Below are 24,326 nucleotides of genomic sequence, written 5' to 3' on the forward strand. Positions count from 1 at the left end.
GGATATAAACCCAGCTTGCGTGTGGGATCACAATCGTCGGCTCGGCACCCAGGCATAGCCGTTTTCGCAGAGGATGTAGCATTCCCTGAGCCCGTGCGGCTTGTCTGTCGGTTCCTGCAGGAGCGTCGCGTCAGGAATAGCCGCAGCCCGTTCCGCCGCCACATCGGGGTCGGTCTCATATAGCCTGATCTCCAGCCCGGCACCACGCGCGCCCGCTTCGGGCAGAAGTCCGAGCAGCGGGTTTTCGGCATAGGTGCCGTCGGAATGCAGCTGAAAGACCTCGCCGTGATAGGTCATGATGGCGAAATCGGCCGTAGCCCGGTGCGTCTTCATATCGAAAACCGCCTCCAGAAACGCCGCGAGCCGCTTCACGTCCCGCACGACGAGGTTGAGCCCGATCCCTGTCAGCGACCGGCCGAAATCCTCTGGCGTGACCGTTTCGAAATCCATTCTCATCACCTCGTGCTGGTGGTCGGAGGCTCGCACCCGACCCGGCCCCCGTCATTCTCAGCTTGACCCGTCCGCCGGTTTCCGCCAGCGCTGAAAGCGACAGGATTGCAGGCAGATCGGACGACGATCCGCAAGGAGAGAGAACAGATGGCCGATATCACGCTTCTCGACGGCGGCATGGGGCAGGAACTGGTGGCGCGGTCCGGCGATGCGCCGACGCCGCTCTGGTCGACGCAGGTGATGATTGATCATCCCGGCCTCGTCCGCGCGGTGCATGAGGACTATTTCAAGGCCGGCTCGACTGTGGCCACGACGAACACCTATGCGATCCACCACGACCGGCTGGTGAAGGCCGGAATCGACGACCGTTTCGCGAGCCTGCACATGCAGGCATTGGCCGAGGCGGCAGCAGCCCGGGCCGCGCATGGCTCAGGCCGGATCGCCGGGTCGCTCGGCCCCCTCGTCGCCTCCTACCGTCCCGAGACCCATCCGCCGCATGACGAGGCGGTGGCGAAATATGCCGAGATTGCCGGGCTCCTGGCCCCCGTGGTCGATTTCTTCATTGCCGAGACGGTCGCCTCGCTCGCCCATGCGCGTGCGGTGCTGGAGGGCGCGAAGACCGGTGGCAGGCCCGTCTGGCTGTCGGTCACCGTTGATGACGAGAACGGATCGCGCCTGCGTTCGGGCGAGCCGGTCGCGGCCCTTGGCCCGGTGCTGGAGAAAGGCGGCGCGGCGGCGGTCTTGGCCAATTGCTCCGCCCCCGAGGCGATGGCAGCGGCGCTTGACGGTTTCAGGGCCTCCGGTCTGCCCTTCGGTGCCTATGCCAACGGCTTCCAGCAGATCACCAAGGATTTCCTGAAAGACAGCCCGACCGTCGATGCCCTGCACGCCCGGCCCGAGATGACGCCCGCGCATTATGCCGATTTCGCGATGCGCTGGGTCGATATGGGGGCGACGATCATCGGTGGGTGCTGCGAGACCGGTCCCGCCCATATCGCCGAGATCGCCCGGCGGATCAGGGCAGCGGGACACCGGCTGGTCTGATCCCCGTGCAGTCGGGGGGTGGTTCCCGCCGGTGCCGTCGTGCTATCGCGCCAAAATGACCGATGACGCCTATGCCCCGCCCGACACGCCCCTGACCGTGATCCATGCCGATCACGCGGTGCTTGTCATCGACAAGCCTGCCGGACTGCTGTCGGTCCCGGGCAAGGGCGAGGATCTGGCCGATTGCCTGATCGCGCGGGTGCAGGGTCTTTATCCCGAGGCTTTGCTGGTTCACCGACTTGACCGGGACACATCCGGCGTAATGGTCTTTGCCCTGACGCGCCATGCGCAGCGCGAACTCTCGGCCCAGTTCGAGGCGCGCAAGACGAAGAAGGCTTATCGCGCGCGGCTTTGGGGCCATCTGGAACCGAAAGAGGGAACGGTCGATCTGCCGCTGATCGTCGACTGGCCGAACCGGCCGCGGCAGCATGTCGATCATGTGAACGGCAAGCCCGCCGAGACCAGCTGGAAGGTGCTCGGCCATGACGAGGACGGCACGACCCGCGTGCGGCTTTTCCCGCTGACCGGGCGCAGCCACCAACTGCGCGTGCACATGATGGAACTCAGCCACCCGATCCTCGGCGATCCGCTTTATGCCGAGGGTCCGGCCCGCGACTTTCCTCGCCTGATGCTGCATGCTGAAAGCCTGCGGTTCAACCACCCTGAGACTGGCAAGGGTATGACCTTTACCGCGCCGGTCCCATTCCGGTGATCGTCCGGTTCCACGAGGCGGCGGGCACCCGGTCTGAGGCGCGGTATTCCGAATGTGGCGCGTATCGCTATCTGCTCAGCCGTGACTGGGGCGCGGGCGGGCGGTTGCTTTATATCCTGCTCAACCCCTCGACCGCTACGGAAGAGCGTAATGACCCGACGATCGAACGCTGCGAAAGGCGGGCGCGGGCGCTGGGCTTTGGCGGTTTCGCGGTCGCCAACCTGTTTGCCTATCGCGCCACCGAACCGCGCGACCTGAAGCAGGCGGAGGCGCCGGTCGGTCGCGACAACGACGCACAGCTTCTGGCGGCCGCAACTTCGGCCGAGCGTATTCTGTGCGGCTGGGGTGTGCATGGGTCCCGTCATGGACGCGGGGCGGCGGTGGCGCAGCTTTTGCGGGAAGCCGGGTTACCGCTCTGGCATCTCGGTTTGACGAAAGCCGGATTTCCCCGGCACCCGCTTTATGTTGGCTATGTGCAGAATTTGCAGCCTTGGGTTGATCTGCCGCGCCCTAAAAGTGCCAAAAATTGAATCTATCCAGCCCGCCATTGTGCCCATGTTAACGTGACCAGCTTTGACTGGTCGCGGGGTATGCCGGCGATGGGGATTGCCGGTAGCGAAGATCTGGGGGTGCAGGATGTTCATGCTGGCCGGGTTGCTGGGGCTGTTCGCGGCAGGTGTTGCCGTTGAACTCAGCGGTGTTCTGAAGACCGGGGACGAGGATACTTCAGACCGGGATGCCGAGGGCGATATCGACGCGCCCGAGGCGGAACAGCTTGAAAACACCATTGAGGGCACGCCGCTGGCCGAGGTTATTTCCGGCACGAACAGCGCGGACAACATCCACGGCGACGGCGGTGACGACCAGATCGGCGGTTATGACGACGCTGACGCGATCCATGGCGATGGCGGAGACGACGACCTGCACGGTCAGGGTGGAGACGATACGATCTTTGGTGGCGACGGCGACGACAGCCTTTATGGCGGGGACGGGGCGGATGATCTCTATGGGGATGCCGGGGACGACTATCTGGCGGGTTATGAGGGCGATGATCGGCTCGACGGTGGGGCGGGCAGAGACCACCTGATCGGCGGGGGTGGGCAGGACAGCCTTTATGGCGGCGGCGGGGACGACGCGCTTCAGGGGGCGCTTGGTGACGATCTGCTGGACGGCGGTCTGGGGCAGGACACTCTGATGGGCGGGGACGGCAATGATGTGCTCGATGGCCGCTTGCCGGACAGCGGGGGCCCCGACGCCGATGGCCGCGACTTCCTGAATGGCGGCGAAGGCGACGACACGATTTTCGCCGGCCACGATGACTGGGTTGAGGGCGGGGAAGGGGCGGATGTGTTTTCGCTTTCGGACTGGCTCAGCGGCGACGCTGGGCCTGCGGTGATCGCCGACTACAACCCGGTGGAAGATCAATTGGTGCTGAATTACGATCCCGTGGCCCATCCCGACCCGGTGGTCACTGTTCTACCGGACCCGGATCTGGAAGGGGCGATGCAGGTCCTGATCCACGGGAAGGTTGTGGCGCATGTTCTGGGGGCTGACGGGCTCAGCCCCGCCGATGTACGGCTGATTGCCGAAAGCTCCGGGTCCCCGGTCTGATCGCCGGTCGATTAGAGCTTTTCTTTCAAGGAAATTTCCCCTATACGCCCGCATCCGCCCCAAATGGCGGCTACTTCTCCACGGGCCTTGCTGGACGACATCCCGGCTTGCGCCATAACCCTTAATCCGAAAGGAGACCCCGATGTCGATCACTGCTGAAGAAAAAGCCCGCGTCATGAAGGAATTCGCGACCAAGGAAGGCGATACCGGTTCGCCGGAAGTTCAGGTCGCCATTCTCACCTCGCGCATCACCACGCTGACCGAGCATTTCAAGACCCACAAGAAGGATAACCACGGCCGCCGTGGCCTTCTGAAGATGGTCGCCCAGCGCCGCAAGCTTCTCGACTATCTCAAGAAGAACGATGACGCGCGCTATCAGGAACTGATCAAGCGTCTCGGCATCCGCCGCTGATCGCGACCAGACCTGACCAAGACCAACGCGCCCTTTCGGGGCGCGTTTTTCTTTGCGTGGCTTGAATGATGCGATCCCGGCAATGAATGCCGCGAAGCCGGTAATTCGGCTATCGGCAAAGCGTCGGCGTTTTGTCGGCAAAGTGTATGGCAATCGGTCGGGGCGGAACCGGGCGCCGACTGGACATGTCACGCCCAGAGCGCGGAGGGGCGCTGCTCCGGCCCCATTCCGCGCGCCTTGGTGCCGGAAGATGATGCTCCGGCATAACCGGTTTGCGGCGCGCGGGGACACCGGGCGGCGGATGCCAACATTACTTCTCCATGTATTAAGACATCTGCCACCGCAGTATCTGTGCGAGCGGCGTCAGCCTCAGACGGCGGCCATTGAATGGCTCGTGAGCTTGACGTGGTAAAAATAAACCTGCAGTTGAATTTTCAAACAAAGAGTCCTTGGGCATCCAAAATTTCGGAAAAATATAGTATACGAAATGCCTTCATGGTGGAGGCTGTTATGAAAGACTTTAAGACTGAATTACTTGGAATTTTCACGATCGCAGCGCTCGTCGCTTTGGGTCCTGTGACCCACTTCGGCGCTGCATTCGCCGGGGAAACCCCAAGCGAAGGTGGCGGTGAAAGCGGCGGTGAAAGCGGCGGTGAAAGCGGCGGCGAAGGCGGCGGCGACGGCGGCGACGGCGGTGACGGCGGTGACGGTGGTGACGGCGGCGACGGCGGTGACGGTGGTGACGGCGGTGACGATCCGAAGTCCAAGGGCAATAACGGCTGGGGCAACGGTGATCAGGATGCACCCGGCAACTCCGAAAACAACAACCGTGCGGAAAACCGTGGTGGCAACGCCGATAATACCGGAAGCGCACCGGGTAAAAGCGGCCACTAATCGGCTCTGATTGAATTTATAAATCGAGCTACCAAAAATTTACTCTCGGCGGCTATTCGCCGCCGGGGGTTTTGTGCGTTTAAAAAGAAAACAGCATTATAACCTCAGATGCAGGAACTGCATCGGTGCTTTCTGCCCTAAAATAGCAATGCGAGCATGAAACAGGGTCTCGTCGCGTCGACTGAACGCACGAGCCCATTGTATCCAAGGTTCCGGATTGGCCTCGCACACAATGCTCCTTGCCGCCGCAGATGAAGTGATCGGTGCCACTGCCGAACTTTCGTGACGGTCCGCATCAAATTCGAGATTACGCGATCTGGACCGCTGTCTTGGGAAGGCGCCCTTCTGGAGGTAGTTGCACCTTGGCGTCAGTCCGGGTCAGCGTTCGGCGGCGCGATTCGTATCCGTCAGCGGCACTCTTTCGCCAATGCGGATCACTGCCGGGTCATAGGGCTTGCGGGCGAAGACCTCGCGGACCATGGGTGCGAAGAACTCGATCGGCAGGTCGTCGTAGTCGGGGTCGAAGCTCGCCTGATCCCAGCGTTCGCAGAACTCGGCGCAGTCGTCGAAATAGGGGTGGCCCCGGTGGCGTTCGCGCTTGTGCTGGTCAAAGCCCTCCAGATGGTGGCCGTAATAGAGCATCTGGAAATCGCCATGGGTCTGGACGCACCATGTGCATTGCTCACGCACGAAGGGTTTCAGGATCGTGGCGGCGTATTCGTCGTGGTTGTAGGGCGCGTAGATGTCGCCGATGTCGTGCAGAAGTGCGGCGACCACCCAGTCGATGTCGGCGCCGTCGCGCCAGGCCCGAGTCGCAGACTGGACCGAATGGCCGAGCCGTGTGATCTGGTAGCCCGAGAGCGACTTGTAGAGGTCGACGAGGGCCGTCAGCAGGCGGTCGGCGGTGTGTTTCGTATGGTCGATCTCATGCGCGGTGAGGAATTCGTACTCCTCCTTCGTGCCGTCCTTCATCTGGGTGAAGCTGACCTTTTCCATTAGCGTGCCTCCGCGTACAGACCTTTGGTGTTGCTTGTGCCCTTCATCAGGAACTTGGCCTGAGCCGAGCGGATTTCCTCGTAAAGCGCAAGGCTTGCCGGGGTGAAATTCGCGGTTGGCGGGGCGTAGTTGATGAAATTGCCGACCCGGTCGGCGCCGCGCGCCAGCATCGCGTAGTCCTTGTCGCCGACAAGCTGGGCGATTTCGGGGTTGACATAACGCACGACCGCGCCGATGCGCCTGTCGTCGGTGGTGTTGGGGCCGGAGCCGTGAATTGTCAGCCCGTGATGCAGGCTGATCTGGCCGGGCATGAGCTCGATCGGCACCCGGTCCTCGGGCGCGACATCGACTTTTACCTCCTGCCCGCGGGAGAGGAGGTTGTCCTCGGCGAAGGTGTCCTCGTGCGGCAGTATCGGGTTGAGGTGCGAGCCCCGGACAAACTCCATGCAGCCCGAGGCACGGGTCGCGGGCGAAAGCGCCAGCCACATCGTTACCATGCCGTCAATGGCCCCTAGTCCCCAATAGGTCAGATCCTGATGCATGGTGACCTTATGCTTGGTGCGCGGTTCCTTGATGAAGAACTCCACCCCGTAGATCAGCAGGTCGGGGCCGAGGATGCCCTCGACGATATCGAGGATCGCGGGATCGGTGCCGATCCGGTGGGCCAAGGGCAGAACACAGTTGGCGTTGACGCGCTTGTAGATGGTGAGCGGCAGTGGCAGGCCGGCATCGAGCCAGTCATGTTCGATGGTTTCCAGTTCCGACCGCCAGGCGCGGGCCTTTTCGGGCGGAATCGCCTGAATGGGGAAGAGGTAACCGTCTTCCCAGTACCGAGCCTTTTCCACCTCAGAGAGGCGGCCGTCGATCAAGGGCACACACATTGCCGGTCTCCTGTCACTCGCGTTGTGAAAATGCTAATGCGGATACATCAAAGCTCAGAACGGTATCTCTTGCCGGTCAGGATAAGCTGAGCTTATCCTCGGCTCATGGACCGCACCCGCATCCCGTCGCTGAACTGGCTCCGCGTCTTCGAGGCGGCGGCGCGAACCGAGAGCTTCGCCCGCGCGGCGGCGGAGCTGAACATGTCGCCCCCGGCGGTCAGCCAGCAGGTCAAGGCGCTGGAAAGCCATCTTGGCATGGCTTTGTTCACCCGCCAGCCGCATGCGGTACGGCTGACCGAGGCGGGGCGGGCCTATCTGCCCTCGGTGCAGATGTCGCTCGTGTCCTTGGAGACATCGACGGCGGGGCTCTTCGGCCGCGCGCGGGAGGAACGGCTTTATGTGCAGGCGGTGCATATCTTCGCGCAGGGCGTGCTGGCACCGCTTTTCACCGACTTCACCGCGTGCCATCCCGATATCGCGCTGCATCTCACCACCGGCAACGCAGTCGAGGACTTCACCCATACCTTCTCTGACCTGAAGATCATCTTTGGCGCGCCGTCGGCCTTTGGCCGCGCCCATGACCGGCTGATGGGTGAGGTGCTTTATCCGGTGGCGACGCCGGAGATCGCGAAAGCAATCAGGGCCCCGGCGGACCTTCTGGCGCATCCTTTGCTGGAGGTCGCGACTCACCGTGCCGGCTGGCCCCATGTATTCGAGAATTTGAAGCTCCTCGGGGCCGGCGCGCGGATGGTGATGGTGGATTCGACGGTGATGGCGGCCGCGCTGGCCGGACATGGCGCCGGGATCGCGCTTGCCCGCGCGCCGGCGAGCGACCCGATCATGCGGGCGCAGGGGCTCGTGCCCTGCCTGCCGGGTGTCGCCGTGCCGGGGCTGGAATACTACCACCTCGTCTATCCCGATGCGGGCACGCTCCGCCGGCCGGCGCGGGCGTTTCGCAGCTGGCTGATGGAGCGGGTGGCCGCGCCGGAGCCGGTCAGGGCGGTGACGATTTGACGGGCCCAGCGGCTGCTGACGGCATTACTTTTTCGCAGCAGCCTTCTTGGCCGGAGCTTTCTTTGCCGCAGGTTTCTTCGCTGCCGCTTTCTTCGGTGCGGCCTTCTTGCGTCCACCGCCCTTCTTCGCAGCTTTCTCGGCAATCAGCCCCAGCGCCTGTTCCAGCGTCACCGCCTCAGGCGTGATCTCCTTCGGCAGGGTCGCATTGACCTTTTCCCATTTCACGTAAGGCCCGTAACGGCCAGACATGACCTGAATCGCGCCACCATCGGGGTGCTCGCCAAGGTCGCGCAAGGCGGCGGGGGCAGCGCGACCCGTGCGGGTGGCCTTTTCGGCCAGAACCTCGACCGCGCGGTTCATGCCGATGGTAAAGACCTCCTCGACCTCGGGCAGGTTGGCATAGATGCGGCCATGCTTGACGTAAGGCCCGTAGCGGCCGATCCCGGCCTCGATCATCTCGCCATCGTCGGGGTGCGGGCCAACCTCGCGAGGCAGGCTGAGCAGCGTCAGCGCCTTTTCGAGGTCGATGCTTTCCGGGGACCAGCCCTTGGGCAGGCTGGCGCGGGGCGGTTTCGGGGTTTCGTCCGTCGCCTCGCCGCGCTGGACGTAAGGTCCGAACCGGCCGGATTTCAACCAGATCTCCTGCCCGCCATCCTCACCCAGCACCCTCTCGGCAGCGCCCGCATCCTCGCCATTGGCGCCGGACAGGGCGCGCGTATAGCGGCAGTTGGGATAGTTCGAGCAGCCGATGAAGGCCCCGCCGGAGCGAGCCGTCTTCAGGTTCAGCCGCCCCTCGCCGCAGGTCGGGCAGATACGCGGGTCCGACCCGTCCTCGCGTGGAGGGTAGAGATGCGGGGCAAGGAACTCGTCGATCTTTTCCAGCACCTCGCCGATGCGCAGGTCGGCGGTTTCTGCGATGGCGGCGGTGAAGTCACGCCAGAAACGCGCCAGCACTTCCTTGTAATTGCGGTCGCCCGCCGAAATTTCATCCAGTTCGTTTTCGAGATCAGCGGTGAAGTCGTATTCCACATAACGCCGGAAGAAGTTCGTGAGGAACGCCGTCACCAGCCGCCCCTTATCCTCCGGGATCAGGCGGTTCTTGTCCTTGCGCACATAATCACGGTCCTGGATCGTGGTGACGATCGAGGCATAGGTGGAGGGGCGGCCGATGCCGAGCTCCTCCATCCGCTTCACCAAAGTCGCCTCGGTATAGCGCGGGGGCGGCTGGGTGAAATGCTGTTCAGGCGCGATTTTGCGCTTGTCCGCTTTCTCGCCTTCCATGATCTGCGGCAGGCGCTTGTCGTCGTCTTCCTCGATCACCGCATCGTCGCGGCCCTCGTCATAGACCTTGAGGAAGCCGTCGAACATCACGACCTGCCCCGTGGCGCGCAGGACGACCTCGCCATCGGCGCTGCCGACATCGACCGTGGTGCGTTCCAGCCGCGCGGCGGCCATCTGGCTGGCCAGCGTGCGCTTCCAAATCAGGTCGTAGAGCTTCTTCTGATCGTCTGCGAGTTTCAGCTTGTCGGGCGACATGCTCATATCCGTGGGCCGGATGCATTCATGCGCTTCTTGCGCGTTCTTGGCCTTGTTCTTGTACATGCGCGGGCTGTCTGGCACGTAGTCGGCCCCGAACCGCCGTTTGATCTCTTCTCGCGCGGCCATCACCGCCTCGGGCGCCATGTCGATGCCGTCTGTACGCATATAGGTGATGTGGCCCGCCTCGTAGAGCCTTTGGGCGGCGGACATGCAGACCTTGGCGCCCATGCCGAACTTGCGGCTGGCCTCCTGTTGCAGGGTGGAGGTCATGAAGGGGGCGTAGGGATTGCGGCTGGCGGGCTTCGCCTCGACCGATTTCACGCTCAGGTCGCGTGAGGTGATGGCCTGCACGGCCAGTTCGGCTGCGGTTGCGTTGGCAAGATCGTATTTGTCGAGCTTCTTGCCGCCAAGCACGGTCAGTCGCGCCTGGTATTCCTGCCCGCGCGGCGTGGCGAGGGTTGCGGTGACCGACCAGTATTCGCGGGCGCGGAAGGCCTCGATCTCCATCTCGCGCTCGACGATGAGGCGCAGGCAGACCGACTGGACCCGGCCCGCCGACTTGGCGCCGGGCAGTTTGCGCCAAAGGACCGGGGAGAGGTTGAAGCCCACGAGGTAGTCGAGCGCGCGGCGCGCGAGATAAGCCTCGACCAACGGGCCGTCGACATCGCGGGGATGGGCCATCGCCTCGGTCACGGCTGTCTTGGTGATCGCGTTGAAGGTGACGCGCCGGACGGTCTTGCCCTTCTTGATCGAGGAGGCCAGCGCCTCTTTCAGATGCCAGGAGATTGCCTCACCCTCGCGATCAGGGTCGGTCGCCAGGATCAGCGTGTCGTCGGATTTCAGCGCTTCGGCGATGGCGCGGACATGTTTCTTGCTGTCGCTCGCCACTTCCCATTTCATATCGAATCCAGCGTCGGGATCGACAGAACCGTCTTTCGGAGGCAGGTCGCGGACATGGCCGTAAGAAGCGAGAACTGTATAATCCGAACCGAGATATTTGTTGATTGTCTTGGCCTTAGCGGGAGATTCGACGACGACTACGGCCATGACTTCCTCTTGAAAACGGTTCTTTTGCTCTGACCGCGTTACATGGGCGGCAAGGGCGGGGCTTGTCAATGACCGGTCGAAAACTGCGGGTGAACGGGGGTGCCGGCGCGAGGTCGGGCTGAGTTGTCCGGCCCCGCCAATCGGTCTATGACGCGGATGCCCACCGGGACACGCACTTTTGGCAAGTGCCTGTAACGGGCGGCGGCATAGGCACGTGAACCGGGCACAAGGACGGTGCAGGACGATGGGCGGATTGTTTCGGCGGCGGCACGGAAATATGCTCTTTCTGTCGCGGTCTGAGGTTCTCGATCAGGTGGCCAGCGACATAATCGCCGGCCTTCCGGCAAGCCTGACGACGCGCCGTCCCGTGCTGATCTACTGCGGCGTTCACAAGCGATTCGGGATGTCCTGGCTTCGTCGCGGCTACAAGATCGCCATCCAGACCGAGCAGATGTACGACGAGAACGGGCGGGCGTTGTGGGGTGCGCGAAGTGAGCGTAACCGAAAGAATATCCGTTCGGCATGTCGATGGGCGGATTGCATCCTTGATCTCAGTGCCGCGAACAAACGGTACTACGATGAGGCCGGGTTGACGGCGAAGGCGCCCGGCAAGGTTGTCTACGGACCGCACATATTTCCCACGCACCGGATGTCCTACGTTTCCCCGGATCGGGAAAGCCTGATCTTTTTCGGTCATGTCGAAGGCAGCAGGCGGGAAGATCTGATCGCGAACCTGACCGAGTTTTCGGTCGACCGGGCCGAACTTGGCACCTATGCGGATCAATTGAGGGACCAGATCCGCCCCCATCTTGGCGTATTGAACCTGCATTTCGAGGATGGCGTCTATACCGAGGCGCCGCGGCTTCTGGCCAGCTACCTTTGTGGCAAACCGGTTGTGTCCGAGCGGCTTGGTTCGGAATTCGTCGCCGGAACACACTACCATCTGATCGGGTCGGATGCCGCGTTTCGGGCCCGCGACATATTCGAGAATTTTTCGGATCTGGTGAGCGAAAGGTTCACATTCCGCGGGTTCCTGAGGAGCCTGTTGAGGGACGATGTCCAGGACAAAGAGCCGTAACCGGAGGCTTTCTGAGACATGGGCCAGCTGGTCGGCGCATTCGCGCTGCCGATGCAGTCAGTGCGCGCGCGTCTGGCTGGCTTCGGTTTTCTCTTCGCGGTTCTGTCGTGACAATAGCCCGCCGGGGTGACGCAATATCCTGCCTTCGAGTTCCAGCGTGACGAGTTCCGGGGTGACGGCGGCGGCTGGCAGGGCAATGTCACGGATCAACTGGTCTTCGGCCACGGGGCTGGGGCCGAGACGGTCGAGGATCTGCCGGTGGAGCGCGGCCATATCGCGCCAGTCGCGGCCGGGTCTGGCGGCGGGCGTCGGGAGTGGCATTTCCGGGCGTGACCCTGCCGTTTCGCTTGTGCGGATAACGGGCGCGTCGGCGAGGGCCTCCAGCACGTCGTCGGCGCTGCGCACCAAAGTGGCCCCATCGCGGAGGAGCATGTTACAGCCCGCCGCGCGGCCATCGAGCGGGTGGCCCGGCACCGCAAGCACCTCGCGCCCCTGATCGAGCGCATTGCGGGCGGTGATGAGGCTGCCGGAGCGTGCTGCGGCCTCAACCACGATCACCGCGCGGGAGAGGCCCGAGACGATGCGGTTGCGCAGCGGGAAGTGGCGCGCGACCGGGTCGAGCCCCATGGGTTGCTCGGAAATTCGGACACCCTTCGCGGCGATCTCATCGGCGAGCTTCAGATTCTCCATCGGATAGATGGCGTCGACCCCGCCCGCCATCACCGCGACCGTGCCGGTGGGCAGGGCGGCCAGATGGGCGGCGGCGTCGATGCCGCGGGCAAGACCCGAGACGACGGTGATCCCCGCCCCGCCCAGCCCTTCGGCCAGTTTGCGGGCCATGCGGGTGCCGAGCGACGAGGCGTTGCGGGCACCGACAAGCGCCACCATCGGGCGGCTCATGTGTGTGGTATCGCCGAGGACCCAGAGGATTGGTGGCGCGTCGGGAAGATCGGCGAGCGCTTTCGGATAGGCGGGCTCACCCCGGCAGATCAGCCGCGCCCCGGCGGCTTGGCCCGCCTTGAGTTCTTTTAGGACAACGGGTTCGGGGCAGGGTTCATAGGCAGTGACTCCGGCGGCTTTCGCGACCTCAGGCAGTGCCAAAAGCGCCGCCTCGGCCGAGCCGTATTCGTCGAGAAGCCGCCAGAAGGTAACGGTGCCGACCCTGCGGGAGCGAATGAGGCGGAGCCACGACAGTCTGTTTTCTTCCGTGGTGGGTGGGGTGAAGGGGGTGGGGTAAGACAACAAACCTTTTCCCTCGTGCCTCCGCCTCGTTCGCAAGATCGACATTGCAACCTTAAGGTTAATCAATGGTTACGATTCGCGCCTTGATTTATCGGCTGCAAAAAATTTCCTGGCACGCTTAGCGCAGGCTTCCGGCCACAACCGACTGTCAATTGGACTTTGACGCATTAACCCGCCACGACCACGATCGGGACAGGCAGAACGCTTTCACGCCGCCGAGCCGCCGACGGTCAGCCCGCCGATCAGCAGCGTCGGCTGGCCGACGCCCACTGGCACCCATTGCCCGGCCTTGCCGCAATTGCCGATGCCGGGGTCAAGCTGCATGTCATTGCCGATGGCGCGGATCTGCTGCATCGCGGTCGCGCCGTCGCCAATCAGGGTCGCGCCCTTGACCGGCTCGCCGACGATGCCGTTCTTCACCCGGTAAGCCTCGGTACAGGAAAAGACGAACTTGCCGTTGGTGATATCGACCTGACCGCCGCCGAAGCCCACGGCATAGATGCCGTCCTTCACGTCGGCGACGATATCGCCGGGCTGGGCATCGCCGCCCAGCATGTAGGTATTGGTCATGCGCGGCATTGGGATATGGGCAAAGCTTTCGCGCCGCCCGTTGCCGGTGGGTTTCACGCCCATCAGCCGGGCGTTCTGCCGATCCTGCATGTAGCCGACGAGGATGCCGTCCTCGATCAGCACGTTCTTGCCCGAAGGCGTGCCCTCGTCATCAACGGTGATCGAACCGCGCCGGTCGGGGATGGTGCCGTCGTCAAGCACCGTAACACCCTTCGCGGCCACCCTTTGCCCCATCAGCCCGGCAAAGGCCGAGGTTTTCTTGCGGTTGAAATCACCCTCCAGCCCGTGGCCCACGGCCTCGTGCAAGAGGATGCCGGGCCAGCCCGCGCCAAGAGCGACATCCATCACGCCTGCTGGGGCAGGGACCGCGCGAAGATTGACCAAAGCGATGCGCAACGCCTCGCGCACTTCCTTCTGCCAGTGTTCGGGCGTCATCAGTGCGGCGAGCCCTGCGCGGCCGCCACCGCCCGTGGAGCCGGTTTCGCGCCGTCCGTTCTCCTCGACGATCACGGAAACATTGAGGCGCGCCATGGGGCGGATATCGGAGACGAGCCCACCTTCTGGCCGCAGGATGAAGACCTCCTGCAACGATGCCGCGATGGTGGCCGAGACCTGAACGACCCGCGGGTCGATAGAGCGGGCAAAGGCGTCGATTTCGCGAAGTGTTTCCACCTTCACGCCGAAAGCGGCGTCCGCGAGCGGATCGGCATCGGTGTAGAGCTTGAGATTGGTGCCGGAAGGCGGCGCGGCCATAAATCCGCCGCCATCGCCCACGGCAAGCCGCGCAGTCTCGGCCGCGCGCTTCAGCGCAGATTCGGAGATTTCGGTGGAATGAGCGTAGCCCGCCACCTCGCCGTTCACGGCGCGGAGCCCGAACCCCTCGGAGGCGTCATAACTCGCATTGCGAAGCCGACCGTCATCGAAGACCAGAGCCTCGGACCGGCGGCGTTCGAGGAAGAGTTCCCCGTCTTCCGCGCCCGCTGTCGCGGCGCGCAGAATCGCCAGCGCGCGGTCGGGGTCGAGATGGGTCTCAAACGGGGAAAAGCGGGTTTCTGTCATCGGGGAGCCGTCGCCTTCCTTGATTTCGGTCAAAAGCGGCGCTTTGCCGCGATGGTTTCGCTTGTCGCATTGCCTCTAATATGATTTTAGAAGCGCCGGATACAACCGGCTGCGGGCAACTCGCCCGGGGTCGGTTCTGAAAGCGGCGGGACGGCCGCGGCAGGAACGGGAACACGATATGCGCTTTGCGAGACTTCTTTCCGGCCTCGGGGCCGCCTTCACCTCCACGCTGGTGGCCGGTGCCGTGATGGCCCAGGACGGAATCACCGGGCTTGAGATCGTCGGCGCGCCGCATGCCGATGGCGTCGGCTTCCAGCCGGCGGCGACCGAACTGGCCCGCGATCAGCAATGGCTGGACCACATGCTGCTCTGGCTCTGCATCATCGTTGCAGGGTTCGTGGTCGCGTTGTTGGCCATCGTCATCCTGCGCTTCAACAGCCGCTCGAATCCGACGCCTGCAAAGTTCACCCACAACACGCCGCTGGAGATCGTCTGGACCCTGATCCCGGTTCTGATCCTTGTCGTGCTCGGCTCCTTCTCGCTGCCGATCTTGTTCAAGCAGCAGGAGATCCCGGAAGGCGATGTGGTGATCAAGGCGACCGGCAACCAGTGGTACTGGTCTTACGAATATCCCGATGAGGGCATCGCCTTCGACAGCTTCATGCTGGGCCGCGAGGGGCTTGAGGCGGCTGGCTACAGCCAGAACGAATACCTGCTGGCGACCGATACCTCTGTTGTCGTGCCGGTGAACAAGACCGTGGTCGTAGAAGTCACTGCGTCCGATGTGATTCACGCCTGGACCATTCCGGCCTTCGCCGTGAAGCAGGACGCCGTACCGGGACGTCTTGCGCATCTTTGGTTCAAGGCCGAGCGTGAAGGCATCTATTTCGGCCAGTGTTCGGAGCTTTGCGGCAAGGACCACGCCTATATGCCGATCACCGTGAAGGTCGTCAGCCAAGAAGTCTATGACGACTGGGTGGCGCGGACAAAGACCGCCGATGCCGGTTCGTCGGCAGCTGTTCAGGTTGCTGCGGCAGAGTAATGCGGACAGGGCGCGGGTTGTCCGCGCCCCTTCCATCCGGGGGAGTGAATGAGCGATTTCAGCGCCATTGATCACGGTCAGGAGGCGGAGTTCGGCGATTACGTCCAGCTCCTGAAGCCGCGTGTCATGTCGCTGGTCGTCTTCACGGCGATGGTCGGTCTGATCGTTGCACCCGGCCATGTCCATCCTTTCGTCGCCTTTACCGCGATCCTCTTCATCGCCCTTGGCGGTGGCGCTTCCGGCGCTCTGAACATGTGGTATGACGCCGATATCGACCGGGTGATGCGCCGCACCGCGTCGCGCCCGATCCCCTCGGGCAAAGTCGGCGAGGGTGAGGCGCTGGGCCTTGGCCTCGCGCTCTCTGGCCTGTCCTGTCTGATGCTGGGCCTGGCCGCAAACTGGTTTGCGGGCCTGTTTCTTGCCTTCACCATCTTCTTCTATGTCGTCATCTACACGATGTGGCTGAAGCGGCTGACGCCGCAGAACATCGTCATCGGTGGTGCTGCCGGGGCTTTCCCCCCGATGATCGGCTGGGCTGTGGTCACGGGCGGCGTGTCCATCGAATCGCTTCTGATGTTCGCGCTGATCTTCATGTGGACGCCGCCGCATTTCTGGGCGCTCTGCCTGTTCATGAAGGACGACTATTCCAAGGCCGGCGTGCCGATGCTGACGGTCACGCATGGCCGTCCGGCGACGCGCAAACATATTCTCGTCTACACGATTCTTCTGGCCCCCTTCGCCTTCGCTTTGGCGGCGAGCCCGATCGGCGGGCCGGTGACGCTGGTGGTGGCACTTGTGCTGAATGCGCTTTTCATCCGGGGTGCCATCCGCATCGTCCGGCGTGACGAGGCTGCGGCCGAGGCCGATGGCTACAAGGCCGAGAAAGCCTTCTTCAAGTTCTCGCTCGCCTATCTCTTCCTGCATTTCGGCGCGCTTCTGGTTGAAGCGAGCCTCGTGCCCTTCGGGTTCGGGGGATGGTGATGGCGATCCGGCAGGACCACGAGATTCATGCCCGCCGCAAGGGGCGCAATCTTGGCCTTGGCCTCGTGCTCGGCGCGCTCGTGGCGCTGATCTTCGGCCTGTCGGTGGTGAAGATCTCGCATCTGGTCGAGGGGAAGCTGCCGGAAGAGGAGGTCGCGCAATGAAGCGGCTTGACGGCAATTCCCGTGTCGCCGCGATGCTTGTGGGTGTCGTCGTGACCATGGGCGCGCTCGCCTGGGCGGCGGTGCCGTTCTATGATTGGTTTTGCCGGGTGACCGGCTATGGCGGTACAACCAACGTCGCCGCAGAGAACACGTCGGAAATTCTCGACGAAATCGTAACCGTTCGTTTTGACGCCAATATTGCGCCGGGCATGCCGTGGGAGTTCCGGCCTGTCCAGAATGAGATGAAGCTGCGGATCGGCGAAACCGGGATGGCCTTTTACGAGGCCTATAACCCGACCGACAAACCGGTTGCAGGATCGGCAAGCTACAACGTGTCCCCCGACCTCGCGGGCTATTACTTCAACAAGATCCAGTGCTTCTGCTTCACCGAACAGGTTTTGCAGCCCGGAGAGCGGGTGGAGATGCCGGTCGTCTTCTATGTCGACCCGGAACTTGTGGACGACCGCGATGCGGGCCGTATCCGCAATATCACACTCAGCTACACGTTTTACCAAACCGCACTGCCCGAGGCACAGGCGAGCCTTTCGCCCGCCGAAGGCTCTGACTATAACTGAGGCCAAATCAGGGAAACCGACATGGCGCACGCTAAGAACCACGATTACCATATCCTCAAGCCCTCGCTTTGGCCGCTTCTGGGCGCCGTTGGCGGTTTCGTCATGCTGTTCGGCGCTGTCATGTGGATGAAAGGCATCACGCCGTTCATCTTCCTCGCCGGCCTCGCGCTGGTGCTCTACGTCATGTACGGCTGGTGGTCCGACGTGGTCCATGAAGGTCAGACGGGTGATCACACCCCGGTGGTGCGGATCGGCCTGCGCTATGGCTTCATCCTCTTCATCATGTCCGAGGTTATGTTCTTCTCGGCGTGGTTCTGGACGTTCTTCAAGCACGCGCTTTATCCGATGGGGCCGGAAAGCCCCGCGATTGACGGTGTCTGGCCGCCGGCGGGGATCGAGACCTTCGATCCCTGGCACCTGCCGCTGATCAACACGCTGATCCTGCTGTGTTCGGGTGCCGCCGCGACCTGGGCGCACCATGCCATCGCGCATGAAAACAACCGCAAGGACATGGTCAACGGGCTGGCGCTGGCGGTTGCCCTCGGCGCGCTCTTCACCTTCTTCCAGGCGTTCGAATACAGCCACGCCGCCTTCGGGTTCGCCGGGAACATCTATGGTGCGTCGTTCTTCATGGCGACGGGCTTCCACGGCGCGCATGTGATCATCGGGACGATCTTCCTTCTGGTCTGCATGTTCCGCGCGATGAAGGGCCATTTCACGCCCGAGCAGCATGTCGGGTTCGAGGCCGCAGCCTGGTACTGGCACTTCGTCGACGTGGTCTGGCTCTTCCTTTTCGCCGCGATCTACATCTGGGGCGCCTGATCGGCACCCCCCTGACGGACATGCGAAACGCGGGGGGAGACCCCCGCGTTTTCACTTTGAGGGTTCCATGCGCCGCTATCTTTCTGCCCTGATCCTCGGTGCCGGAGGCATTGCCATCCTGATGTCGCTCGGGTTCTGGCAGGTTCGGCGGCTGGCATGGAAAGAGGGCGTGATCGCCGGGATTGAAGCCCGGATCGGGGCAGAGCCCGTGGCCCTTGCATCCATCGCAGAACCCGATCCGGTAGCGGACCTTTACCGCCCCGTCACCTTCGCCGGGCGCACCACGGGCGACGAACTGCTGGTCCTGTCCGGCCAGAAGGAGCTTGGCCCCGGCTTCCGGGTTATCGCGGTTTTTGAGGCCGGGGACGGGCGGCGCATCCTTCTGGATCGCGGCTTCATCCCCGAATCCGGCCGCGCCATGCCGCGCCCCGGCGTGGCGCTGGAGGTCACCGGCAACCTTCTCTGGCCCGACGATGCCGACAGCTTCACCCCGCCGCCCGATCAGAAGACCGGGATCTGGTTCGCCCGTGACGTGGCTGCGATGTCTGAAAGCGTCAAAACCCTGCCGGTTCTTGTCGTGGTCCGGACGGAAGAGGGCGATGACCAAGGTATCGTCCCGGTGCCGGTCGATGCGTCCGCCATCCCGAACGACCACCGCGGCTATGCGATTACCTGGTTTTCGCTGGCGGGGGTCTGGGCGGGGATGACAGCGTTTCTGCTCTGGCGTATCAGGCAGCGGAAGAATTGAGGAACTGACATGCGCTATATCTCGACGCGGGGCGAGGCCCCGGTTCTGGGTTTCGGCGAGGCGATGCTGACAGGGCTTGCCCGTGATGGCGGGCTTTACGTGCCGGAAGTCATCCCGACTCTTTCGGCGGAGGAGATCCGGGCGCTTGGCGGACTGTCTTACGAAGAGGCTGCGTTCCGCGTGATGCGGCCATTCGTCGGCGATGCCTTCACCGATGAGGAGTTTCGCACGGCCATCGCGAAGGCCTATGATGGCTTCGGCCACACCGCCCGCGCGCCCTTGGTGCAGCTTGCGCCCAACCATTTCCTTCTGGAGCTGTTCCACGGCCCCACGCTCGCGTTCAAGGATTTCGCGATGCAGCTGATCGGTCAGCTCTTCCAGATCGCGCTGAAGCGCGAGGGCCGCCGCGTGACAATCGTCGGCGCAACATCGGGCGATACCGGTTCGGCCGCGATCGAGGCGTTCCGGGGATTGGACAATGTCGATGTCTTCATCCTCTTCCCCGAAGGCCGAGTGTCGGAGGTGCAGCGCCGCCAGATGACGACGCCGTTGGAAAGCAATGTCCATGCGCTGGCGCTTAAAGGCGATTTTGACGATTGCCAGGCGCGTCTGAAGGACATGTTCAACCATTTCGAGTTCCGCGATGCGGTGGGGCTGGCCGGTGTGAACTCGATCAACTGGGCGCGGGTTCTGGCGCAGGTCGTCTATTACTTCACGTCCGCCGTGTCGCTGGGCGCGCCCGACCGGACGGTCAGCTTCACCGTGCCCACGGGCAATTTCGGCGACATCTTCGCTGCCTATATCGCCAAACGCATGGGCCTGCCCATCGACCGGCTGGTGATCGCCACCAACCAGAACGACATCCTGCACCGCTGCCTGACCACGGGGCGATATCAGATGGACGGGGTGAAGCCCTCCATCTCGCCCTCGATGGATATCCAGATTTCCTCGAATTTCGAACGCGCGCTGTTCGACGCTTACGGGCGCGACGGCAAGGCGGTGTCGGCCCTCATGGCCGAGATGAAGGAGACGGGCGGCTTCACCGTCAGCCAGGGCGCGCTGGAGGCCTTGCGCGACCTCTTCGTCTCGGGCCGGGTGTCTGAGGAGGAAACGCTCGCCACCATCGCGGCGATGCACAAAACGACGGGTGAGCTTCTTTGCCCGCACACCGCGGTTGGCGTCGCCGTGGCGGATTTGAACCGTGACCCCGATGTGCCGATGATCACGCTTGCCACCGCGCATCCGGCGAAATTCCCCGATGCGGTCGAAGAAGCCACGGGTCAGCGCCCGGGCCTGCCCGAACGCATGGGCGATCTTTTCTCCCGCCCCGAACGTGTTACATCTGTGCCGAACGATCTGGCGGCCCTTGAGGCGCTGGTCCATGAAAGGCGGAAGACTTGACGATCAGACTGACCACCCTGCCGAACGGGCTGCGCATCGCAACGGAACGGATGCCGGGGCTTGCGTCGGCCTCCATCGGCATCTGGCTGACGGCGGGCGGGCGGCACGAGCGGCTGGAACAGAACGGCATTGCCCATTTCCTTGAGCACATGGCGTTCAAGGGCACGGCCCGGCGCACGGCCCTGCAGATCGCCGAAGAGATCGAGGATGTCGGCGGCTATATCAACGCCTATACCAGCCGAGAGATGACCGCCTATTATGCCCGTGTGCTGGAGGCCGACGTGCCGCTCGCGCTCGACGTGATTTCCGACATCGTGCTGAACCCGGTCTTCGATGAAAAAGAGATCGAGACCGAGCGCCATGTGATCCTGCAGGAGATCGGACAGGCGCTCGATACGCCCGATGACATCATCTTCGACTGGCTGCAGGAAGCGGCCTTTCCGGATCAGGCGCTCGGCCGCACGATCCTTGGCCCCGCCGAGCGGGTGTCGAGCTTTGGGCGTGGCGACCTGACCGGGTTTGTGGGTGAGCATTACGGGCCGGATCAGATGATCCTTTCGGCCGCCGGGGCCGTCGATCACGATGCTATCGTGAAAGCCGCCGAGGCGATCTTCGGCGCCCTGAAACCCGTTGGCGCGCGGCCCGTTCAGCGCGCAACCTGGGCGGGGGGCGAGCGGCGCGAGGTCAAGGATCTGGAACAGGTCCATTTCGCGATGGGTTTCGAAGCGCCTTCCGTCACCGACGACGATTTCTTCACCGGGCAGGTCTATGCGACGGCTCTGGGCGGTGGCATGTCCTCGCGCCTCTTCCAGAAAATCCGGGAAGAACGCGGGCTGTGTTATTCGATCTACGCGCAGGCCGGGGCCTATGAGGATACCGGTATGATCACGATCTATGCCGGCACTTCGGCTGAGGAGATCGGCGATCTCTGCACCCTGACGATGGATGAATTGAAGCGCGCCGCCGAGGACATGAGCGAGGCGGAGCTTGCCCGCGCGCGGGCGCAGATGAAGGCGGGGCTTCTGATGGGCCTCGAAAGCCCCTCGGCGCGTGCCGAACGCATGGCCCGGCATCTGGCGATCTGGGGCCGGGTGCAGGACGTGGCCGAAACGGCAGCAGAGATTGACGCCGTCACCCGCGCAGGCATCCGAACCTTCGCCGGCGGGCTTGCGGGCCGTGCCCAGACGGCACTGGCGCTTTACGGGCCGGTCGAGGGCGCGCCAACGCTGGAGACCCTGCGCGACAGGCTCGCGGCCTGATGCTTCTCAGGCGGCGCCGCGTCCGGATTGAGACCGAGCGCATGACGCTGCGCCTGCCGCAGCATGGCGATTTCCGCGACTGGTCGTCGCTTAGGGACCGAAGCCGCGAGTTCCTGAGCCCCTGGGAACCGGTCTGGGCCGCCGATCACCTGACCCGGAAAGCCTTCACCAACCGTGTCTACTGGGCGCAACGCGCCGAGGCGGGCGGCACGGCGGTGCCGCTCTTTCTTATCCGGCGCGATGACGATGCGCTTCTTGGCGCGGTGACGGTCGACAATATCCGCCGCGGTCCGGCACAGGCGGCAACGATCGGCTACTGGATCGGCGCACCCCATGCGCGCAAGGGCTACATGGCCGAGGCGTTGCGCGCCGTCATCCATTACTGCTTCACCACGCTTGACCTGTCGCGGCTGGAAAGCGCATGCCTGCCCGAAAACGCCGCGTCGCGCGCGGTGCTGGAAAAGTGCGGCTACAAGTACGAAGGCGTCGCGCAGAGCTATCTTCAGATCAACGGCCGCTGGCGAAACCATGTCCTCTACGCCAACCTGCGCGGCGACCGGCGGGGCCGGACAGAGATCGGCTGATCTTCCGGCCCGATCCGGAGTCAGGTTCCGAACACCTCATTATAGCGCAGCCGCAGCTTCGGGCTTCGCCGCGCAATGATCGATCCTGCGACCGCGGCGCCGGGCAGTTCCCAAAGGCCGTAGCTGGGGTCAAGACAGTGGGTGCCGAGCCAGGTCATGCCAAGGTCCTGACAGATCTGTGCTCCGCCCGGAGACACCGAAATCGAGCCGATGCCGTGCAGGAAAACATCACGGTCGGCAAGCGCTTCGAGAAAATCCACAAAGGAGGAGAGCAGGAGCATGCTCGCAGATTCGTGGCCGGGGCGGACGACGACGGCAGGGCTATATCCGAAATAGGTGCCGGGCAGGATCGGGCGGCGGATCCTCTCAATCGAGAGGTCCGCCTCCAGCAGCCGGCCCGCGCGAAAGAGGGCTTCGTCCTCGGCGTTGAGAAAGGGCAATGCCCACTTTGCGACCATCCGGTCGCCGTGCATAACGACGGCCCAGTGCTCGTGGTATGTCTCGTAAATTGGCCCGAAGACCCTGTCATTGGCCGCAAGCTCTTCCGGCAGCGCACCGAATTCCTCGATGGCGAGAACAATCGACTCATGGGAGGCACGCCGCCACGAGCCGCCGTAGATCGACTGGACCACATTATCGTCTAGCAAACGGTATGCCGTGCGTTCTGGCGTACCACGGCGCGAATCCCAATCTTCCCGGCATTCCAGAACTTCCTCGCGACTCCAGCCCAGTGCATCGCTCAGCCGATGTTCAAGATCACCGCGTATGAAGGACTGAGAACGTTCGTATTTTCCAATCGCATCGACGCTGACGCCAAGCCGCTCGGCAAGCTCCTCCTGTGTCATGCGGCCGTGAAGCCCTGCACCAGTACGCCAGTCCCGCAATTTGCGGGCGAAGAGAGAGGCGGTTTCAGCCATGGGACCTCGGGGTTCGGTCTGCCATGGGCCCAGCATGCCCTTCGAAGGACCGGTCTGCCAAGGCATTTACGGGTTACTTACGGGTTCTTCCGGCTTTGGCGGATCAGGTCGGTGGAGCGGTTCGGCCCCGTTCGGCAGGCTTCCGGCAAGTTCACTCAGCCAGGAGAAATCGCATGACCCGCCGCATTACCTCATCCGCTACCCATTTGCTCTTCGTGCCCTGGGATGGCCGCACGATACGTGACACGCCACCGGTGCAGGGTGAGATGCCGCCCGAACGCAAGTCTCGCCGTTCTGGCTGGTTTACCGCGATGCGTCGGCGCACACCGTTAAGCTGAGGTGGCTCAGACGGCTATCGGTGGACACGGAGCCGTGAGGCGTCGGGATTTCCGTTTGCCCATCGCGTCGGTCGGGCTAGTCTGGTCGCGGAGGTTCTGCCGATGCTCATCTCGCGCGTTCTTGCCGTTCTCGCCGTTGCCGTCACAGCTGGGCCAGCCGCCGCACAGACACGGACACCGAGCCATTGTATCGCCATCGCCGATGCTGCGCCCGACATCGTCTGGCGCGCCGGGTGGGGTGATCCCCTGCCTGCTGAAACGGTGCGCCTTTCCTATGTCGGCCATTCGACCTATTTCATCGAGACCCATGGCGGGCTGTCGGTGGCGACCGACTTTACCGGTATGCTCGGTCCCGCCGATGTGGTACCGGATGTGGTGACCATGAACCACGCGCATTCGTCGCATTGGACGTCCATGCCGGACGAACGTATTCCCAATGTCCTTCAGGGCTGGGACTGGACCGGAGAACCGGTCGATCATTATCTTGATCTGGGCGAGATGCTGGTGCGCAATGTGCCGACCGATATCCGCCGTCCCGGCGGTCAGGTTGAAGCAGCGGGCAACTCGATCTTCGTCTTCGAAGTCGCGGGGCTCTGCATCGGCCATCTCGGCCATCTGCACCACGAACCGACGCCACAGCAATACGCCGCCCTCGGCCGCCTCGATGTCGTGATGGTGCCGGTCGATGGCGGCATGACGCTGGACCTGCCGACCATGATCGGGGTGGTCAAGCGACTGCGCTCATCCATCGTCCTGCCCATGCACTGGTTCGGGGCGGGCACGCTGTCGGCCTTCCTCACCGGCATGGAGGACGAGTTCCTGGTTGATATCCGCGAGGATACGTCGCTGGAGGTGTCGCTGGCCAGTCTGCCGTCGCGCCCCACCGTCATTGTGCTGATGCCACGGCTGCTGGAATAACGCTTGCCGAGACGCCGCCTGCATGCTT

General features: G+C 63.4%; 26 protein-coding genes. 19 read left to right on the forward strand and 7 right to left on the reverse strand.

Annotated elements, in window-relative coordinates; translation table 11 throughout:
* Window positions 1-27 precede the first annotated feature (27 nt).
* Window positions 28-450, reverse strand: a complete 423-nt coding sequence (locus tag QKW60_RS08450) for a VOC family protein (RefSeq protein WP_282367983.1) — start codon at window positions 448-450, stop codon at window positions 28-30.
* A gap of 147 nt (window positions 451-597) precedes the next feature.
* Here QKW60_RS08450 and QKW60_RS08455 point away from each other — a divergent pair, with 147 nt between their 5' ends.
* The 6 genes from QKW60_RS08455 to QKW60_RS08480 all read left to right on the forward strand — a co-directional run bounded on the left by QKW60_RS08455 (window position 598) and on the right by QKW60_RS08480 (window position 5,123).
* Window positions 598-1,494 carry a homocysteine S-methyltransferase family protein gene (locus QKW60_RS08455; RefSeq protein ID WP_282367985.1) on the forward strand — a complete coding sequence of 299 codons (897 nt, stop codon included), beginning with the start codon at window positions 598-600 and terminating at the stop codon, window positions 1,492-1,494.
* A 55-nt stretch (window positions 1,495-1,549) separates the two neighbouring features.
* Window positions 1,550-2,206, forward strand: coding sequence for an RluA family pseudouridine synthase (locus QKW60_RS08460; RefSeq protein ID WP_282367987.1), 657 nt, complete (start codon window positions 1,550-1,552; stop codon window positions 2,204-2,206).
* Window positions 2,203-2,736 carry a DUF1643 domain-containing protein gene (locus tag QKW60_RS08465; RefSeq protein WP_282367989.1) on the forward strand — a complete coding sequence of 178 codons (534 nt, stop codon included), beginning with the start codon at window positions 2,203-2,205 and terminating at the stop codon, window positions 2,734-2,736. Before QKW60_RS08460 ends, QKW60_RS08465 begins: the two co-directional genes overlap by 4 nt.
* Window positions 2,737-2,842: 106 nt before the next feature.
* The gene (locus tag QKW60_RS08470; protein ID WP_282367990.1) at window positions 2,843-3,817 is read left to right on the forward strand and encodes a calcium-binding protein; all 975 of its coding nucleotides are present in this window, start codon (window positions 2,843-2,845) and stop codon (window positions 3,815-3,817) included.
* A gap of 142 nt (window positions 3,818-3,959) precedes the next feature.
* Window positions 3,960-4,229: a 30S ribosomal protein S15 gene (gene rpsO, locus QKW60_RS08475; RefSeq protein WP_282367992.1), complete on the forward strand. Its 270-nt coding sequence runs from the start codon at window positions 3,960-3,962 to the stop codon at window positions 4,227-4,229.
* A 387-nt stretch (window positions 4,230-4,616) separates the two neighbouring features.
* Window positions 4,617-5,123, forward strand: coding sequence for a hypothetical protein (locus QKW60_RS08480; protein ID WP_282367994.1), 507 nt, complete (start codon window positions 4,617-4,619; stop codon window positions 5,121-5,123).
* Window positions 5,124-5,501: 378 nt separating this feature from the next.
* Here the strand turns inward: QKW60_RS08480 and QKW60_RS08485 are convergent, their stop codons facing one another.
* The gene (locus tag QKW60_RS08485; RefSeq protein ID WP_282367996.1) at window positions 5,502-6,119 is read right to left on the reverse strand and encodes an HD domain-containing protein; all 618 of its coding nucleotides are present in this window, start codon (window positions 6,117-6,119) and stop codon (window positions 5,502-5,504) included.
* Complete coding sequence (locus tag QKW60_RS08490) at window positions 6,119-7,000, reverse strand: phytanoyl-CoA dioxygenase family protein (protein WP_282367997.1); 882 nt, start codon at window positions 6,998-7,000, stop codon at window positions 6,119-6,121. Before QKW60_RS08490 ends, QKW60_RS08485 begins: the two co-directional genes overlap by 1 nt.
* A gap of 105 nt (window positions 7,001-7,105) precedes the next feature.
* On the opposite strand from QKW60_RS08490, the gene QKW60_RS08495 reads away from it, so the two are divergent.
* Window positions 7,106-8,014 carry a LysR family transcriptional regulator gene (locus QKW60_RS08495; protein ID WP_282367998.1) on the forward strand — a complete coding sequence of 303 codons (909 nt, stop codon included), beginning with the start codon at window positions 7,106-7,108 and terminating at the stop codon, window positions 8,012-8,014.
* Window positions 8,015-8,038: 24 nt separating this feature from the next.
* Here the strand turns inward: QKW60_RS08495 and topA are convergent, their stop codons facing one another.
* Complete coding sequence (gene topA / locus QKW60_RS08500; protein ID WP_282367999.1) at window positions 8,039-10,600, reverse strand: type I DNA topoisomerase; 2,562 nt, start codon at window positions 10,598-10,600, stop codon at window positions 8,039-8,041.
* A gap of 244 nt (window positions 10,601-10,844) precedes the next feature.
* Between topA and QKW60_RS08505 the strand changes: the two genes are divergently transcribed.
* The gene (locus QKW60_RS08505) at window positions 10,845-11,678 is read left to right on the forward strand and encodes a hypothetical protein (protein ID WP_282368000.1); all 834 of its coding nucleotides are present in this window, start codon (window positions 10,845-10,847) and stop codon (window positions 11,676-11,678) included.
* A gap of 57 nt (window positions 11,679-11,735) precedes the next feature.
* On the opposite strand, the gene dprA is transcribed toward QKW60_RS08505, so the two are convergent.
* Together dprA and tldD are read right to left on the reverse strand one after the other, a co-directional pair.
* Window positions 11,736-12,965 (reverse strand): DNA-processing protein DprA, encoded by a 1,230-nt coding sequence (gene dprA / locus QKW60_RS08510; RefSeq protein ID WP_474001825.1) that lies wholly within the window; start codon window positions 12,963-12,965, stop codon window positions 11,736-11,738.
* Between the two features lie 162 nt (window positions 12,966-13,127).
* On the reverse strand, window positions 13,128-14,549 hold the full coding sequence (tldD, locus tag QKW60_RS08515; RefSeq protein WP_282368001.1) for a metalloprotease TldD: 1,422 nt from the start codon (window positions 14,547-14,549) through the stop codon (window positions 13,128-13,130).
* A gap of 178 nt (window positions 14,550-14,727) precedes the next feature.
* Here tldD and coxB point away from each other — a divergent pair, with 178 nt between their 5' ends.
* From coxB to QKW60_RS08560, 9 genes are all read left to right on the forward strand, one after another.
* On the forward strand, window positions 14,728-15,591 hold the full coding sequence (gene coxB / locus QKW60_RS08520) for a cytochrome c oxidase subunit II (protein ID WP_282368002.1): 864 nt from the start codon (window positions 14,728-14,730) through the stop codon (window positions 15,589-15,591).
* A 48-nt stretch (window positions 15,592-15,639) separates the two neighbouring features.
* Entirely contained in the window at window positions 15,640-16,572 is a 933-nt protein-coding gene (gene cyoE / locus QKW60_RS08525) for a heme o synthase (RefSeq protein ID WP_282368004.1), read from the forward strand.
* Window positions 16,572-16,736, forward strand: coding sequence for a hypothetical protein (locus QKW60_RS08530; protein WP_282368005.1), 165 nt, complete (start codon window positions 16,572-16,574; stop codon window positions 16,734-16,736). The genes cyoE and QKW60_RS08530 overlap by 1 nt, the downstream gene beginning before the upstream one ends.
* Window positions 16,733-17,311: a cytochrome c oxidase assembly protein gene (locus QKW60_RS08535; protein ID WP_282368007.1), complete on the forward strand. Its 579-nt coding sequence runs from the start codon at window positions 16,733-16,735 to the stop codon at window positions 17,309-17,311. The genes QKW60_RS08530 and QKW60_RS08535 overlap by 4 nt, the downstream gene beginning before the upstream one ends.
* 21 nt (window positions 17,312-17,332) lie before the next feature.
* Window positions 17,333-18,133, forward strand: coding sequence for a cytochrome c oxidase subunit 3 (locus QKW60_RS08540; protein ID WP_282368008.1), 801 nt, complete (start codon window positions 17,333-17,335; stop codon window positions 18,131-18,133).
* A 67-nt stretch (window positions 18,134-18,200) separates the two neighbouring features.
* Window positions 18,201-18,881 (forward strand): SURF1 family protein, encoded by a 681-nt coding sequence (locus QKW60_RS08545; RefSeq protein ID WP_282368010.1) that lies wholly within the window; start codon window positions 18,201-18,203, stop codon window positions 18,879-18,881.
* Window positions 18,882-18,890: 9 nt separating this feature from the next.
* Window positions 18,891-20,282 (forward strand): threonine synthase, encoded by a 1,392-nt coding sequence (gene thrC / locus QKW60_RS08550; protein WP_282368012.1) that lies wholly within the window; start codon window positions 18,891-18,893, stop codon window positions 20,280-20,282.
* Entirely contained in the window at window positions 20,279-21,541 is a 1,263-nt protein-coding gene (locus QKW60_RS08555) for a M16 family metallopeptidase (protein ID WP_282368014.1), read from the forward strand. Before thrC ends, QKW60_RS08555 begins: the two co-directional genes overlap by 4 nt.
* The gene (locus tag QKW60_RS08560) at window positions 21,541-22,125 is read left to right on the forward strand and encodes a GNAT family N-acetyltransferase (RefSeq protein WP_282368015.1); all 585 of its coding nucleotides are present in this window, start codon (window positions 21,541-21,543) and stop codon (window positions 22,123-22,125) included. The genes QKW60_RS08555 and QKW60_RS08560 overlap by 1 nt, the downstream gene beginning before the upstream one ends.
* Window positions 22,126-22,145: 20 nt before the next feature.
* On the opposite strand, the gene QKW60_RS08565 is transcribed toward QKW60_RS08560, so the two are convergent.
* A complete protein-coding gene (locus tag QKW60_RS08565) occupies window positions 22,146-23,042 on the reverse strand; it encodes a helix-turn-helix domain-containing protein (RefSeq protein WP_282368016.1) in 897 nt (298 codons plus the stop codon).
* Window positions 23,043-23,215: 173 nt separating this feature from the next.
* Here QKW60_RS08565 and QKW60_RS08570 point away from each other — a divergent pair, with 173 nt between their 5' ends.
* Together QKW60_RS08570 and QKW60_RS08575 are read left to right on the forward strand one after the other, a co-directional pair.
* The gene (locus tag QKW60_RS08570; RefSeq protein ID WP_282368017.1) at window positions 23,216-23,380 is read left to right on the forward strand and encodes a hypothetical protein; all 165 of its coding nucleotides are present in this window, start codon (window positions 23,216-23,218) and stop codon (window positions 23,378-23,380) included.
* 102 nt (window positions 23,381-23,482) lie between these two features.
* Window positions 23,483-24,298 carry an MBL fold metallo-hydrolase gene (locus tag QKW60_RS08575; RefSeq protein ID WP_282368019.1) on the forward strand — a complete coding sequence of 272 codons (816 nt, stop codon included), beginning with the start codon at window positions 23,483-23,485 and terminating at the stop codon, window positions 24,296-24,298.
* The last annotated feature ends 28 nt before the right edge of the window (window positions 24,299-24,326 follow it).

The sequence above is a fragment of the Albidovulum aestuarii genome (genome assembly GCF_029961185.1).
Taxonomy (GTDB): domain Bacteria; phylum Pseudomonadota; class Alphaproteobacteria; order Rhodobacterales; family Rhodobacteraceae; genus Albidovulum; species Albidovulum aestuarii.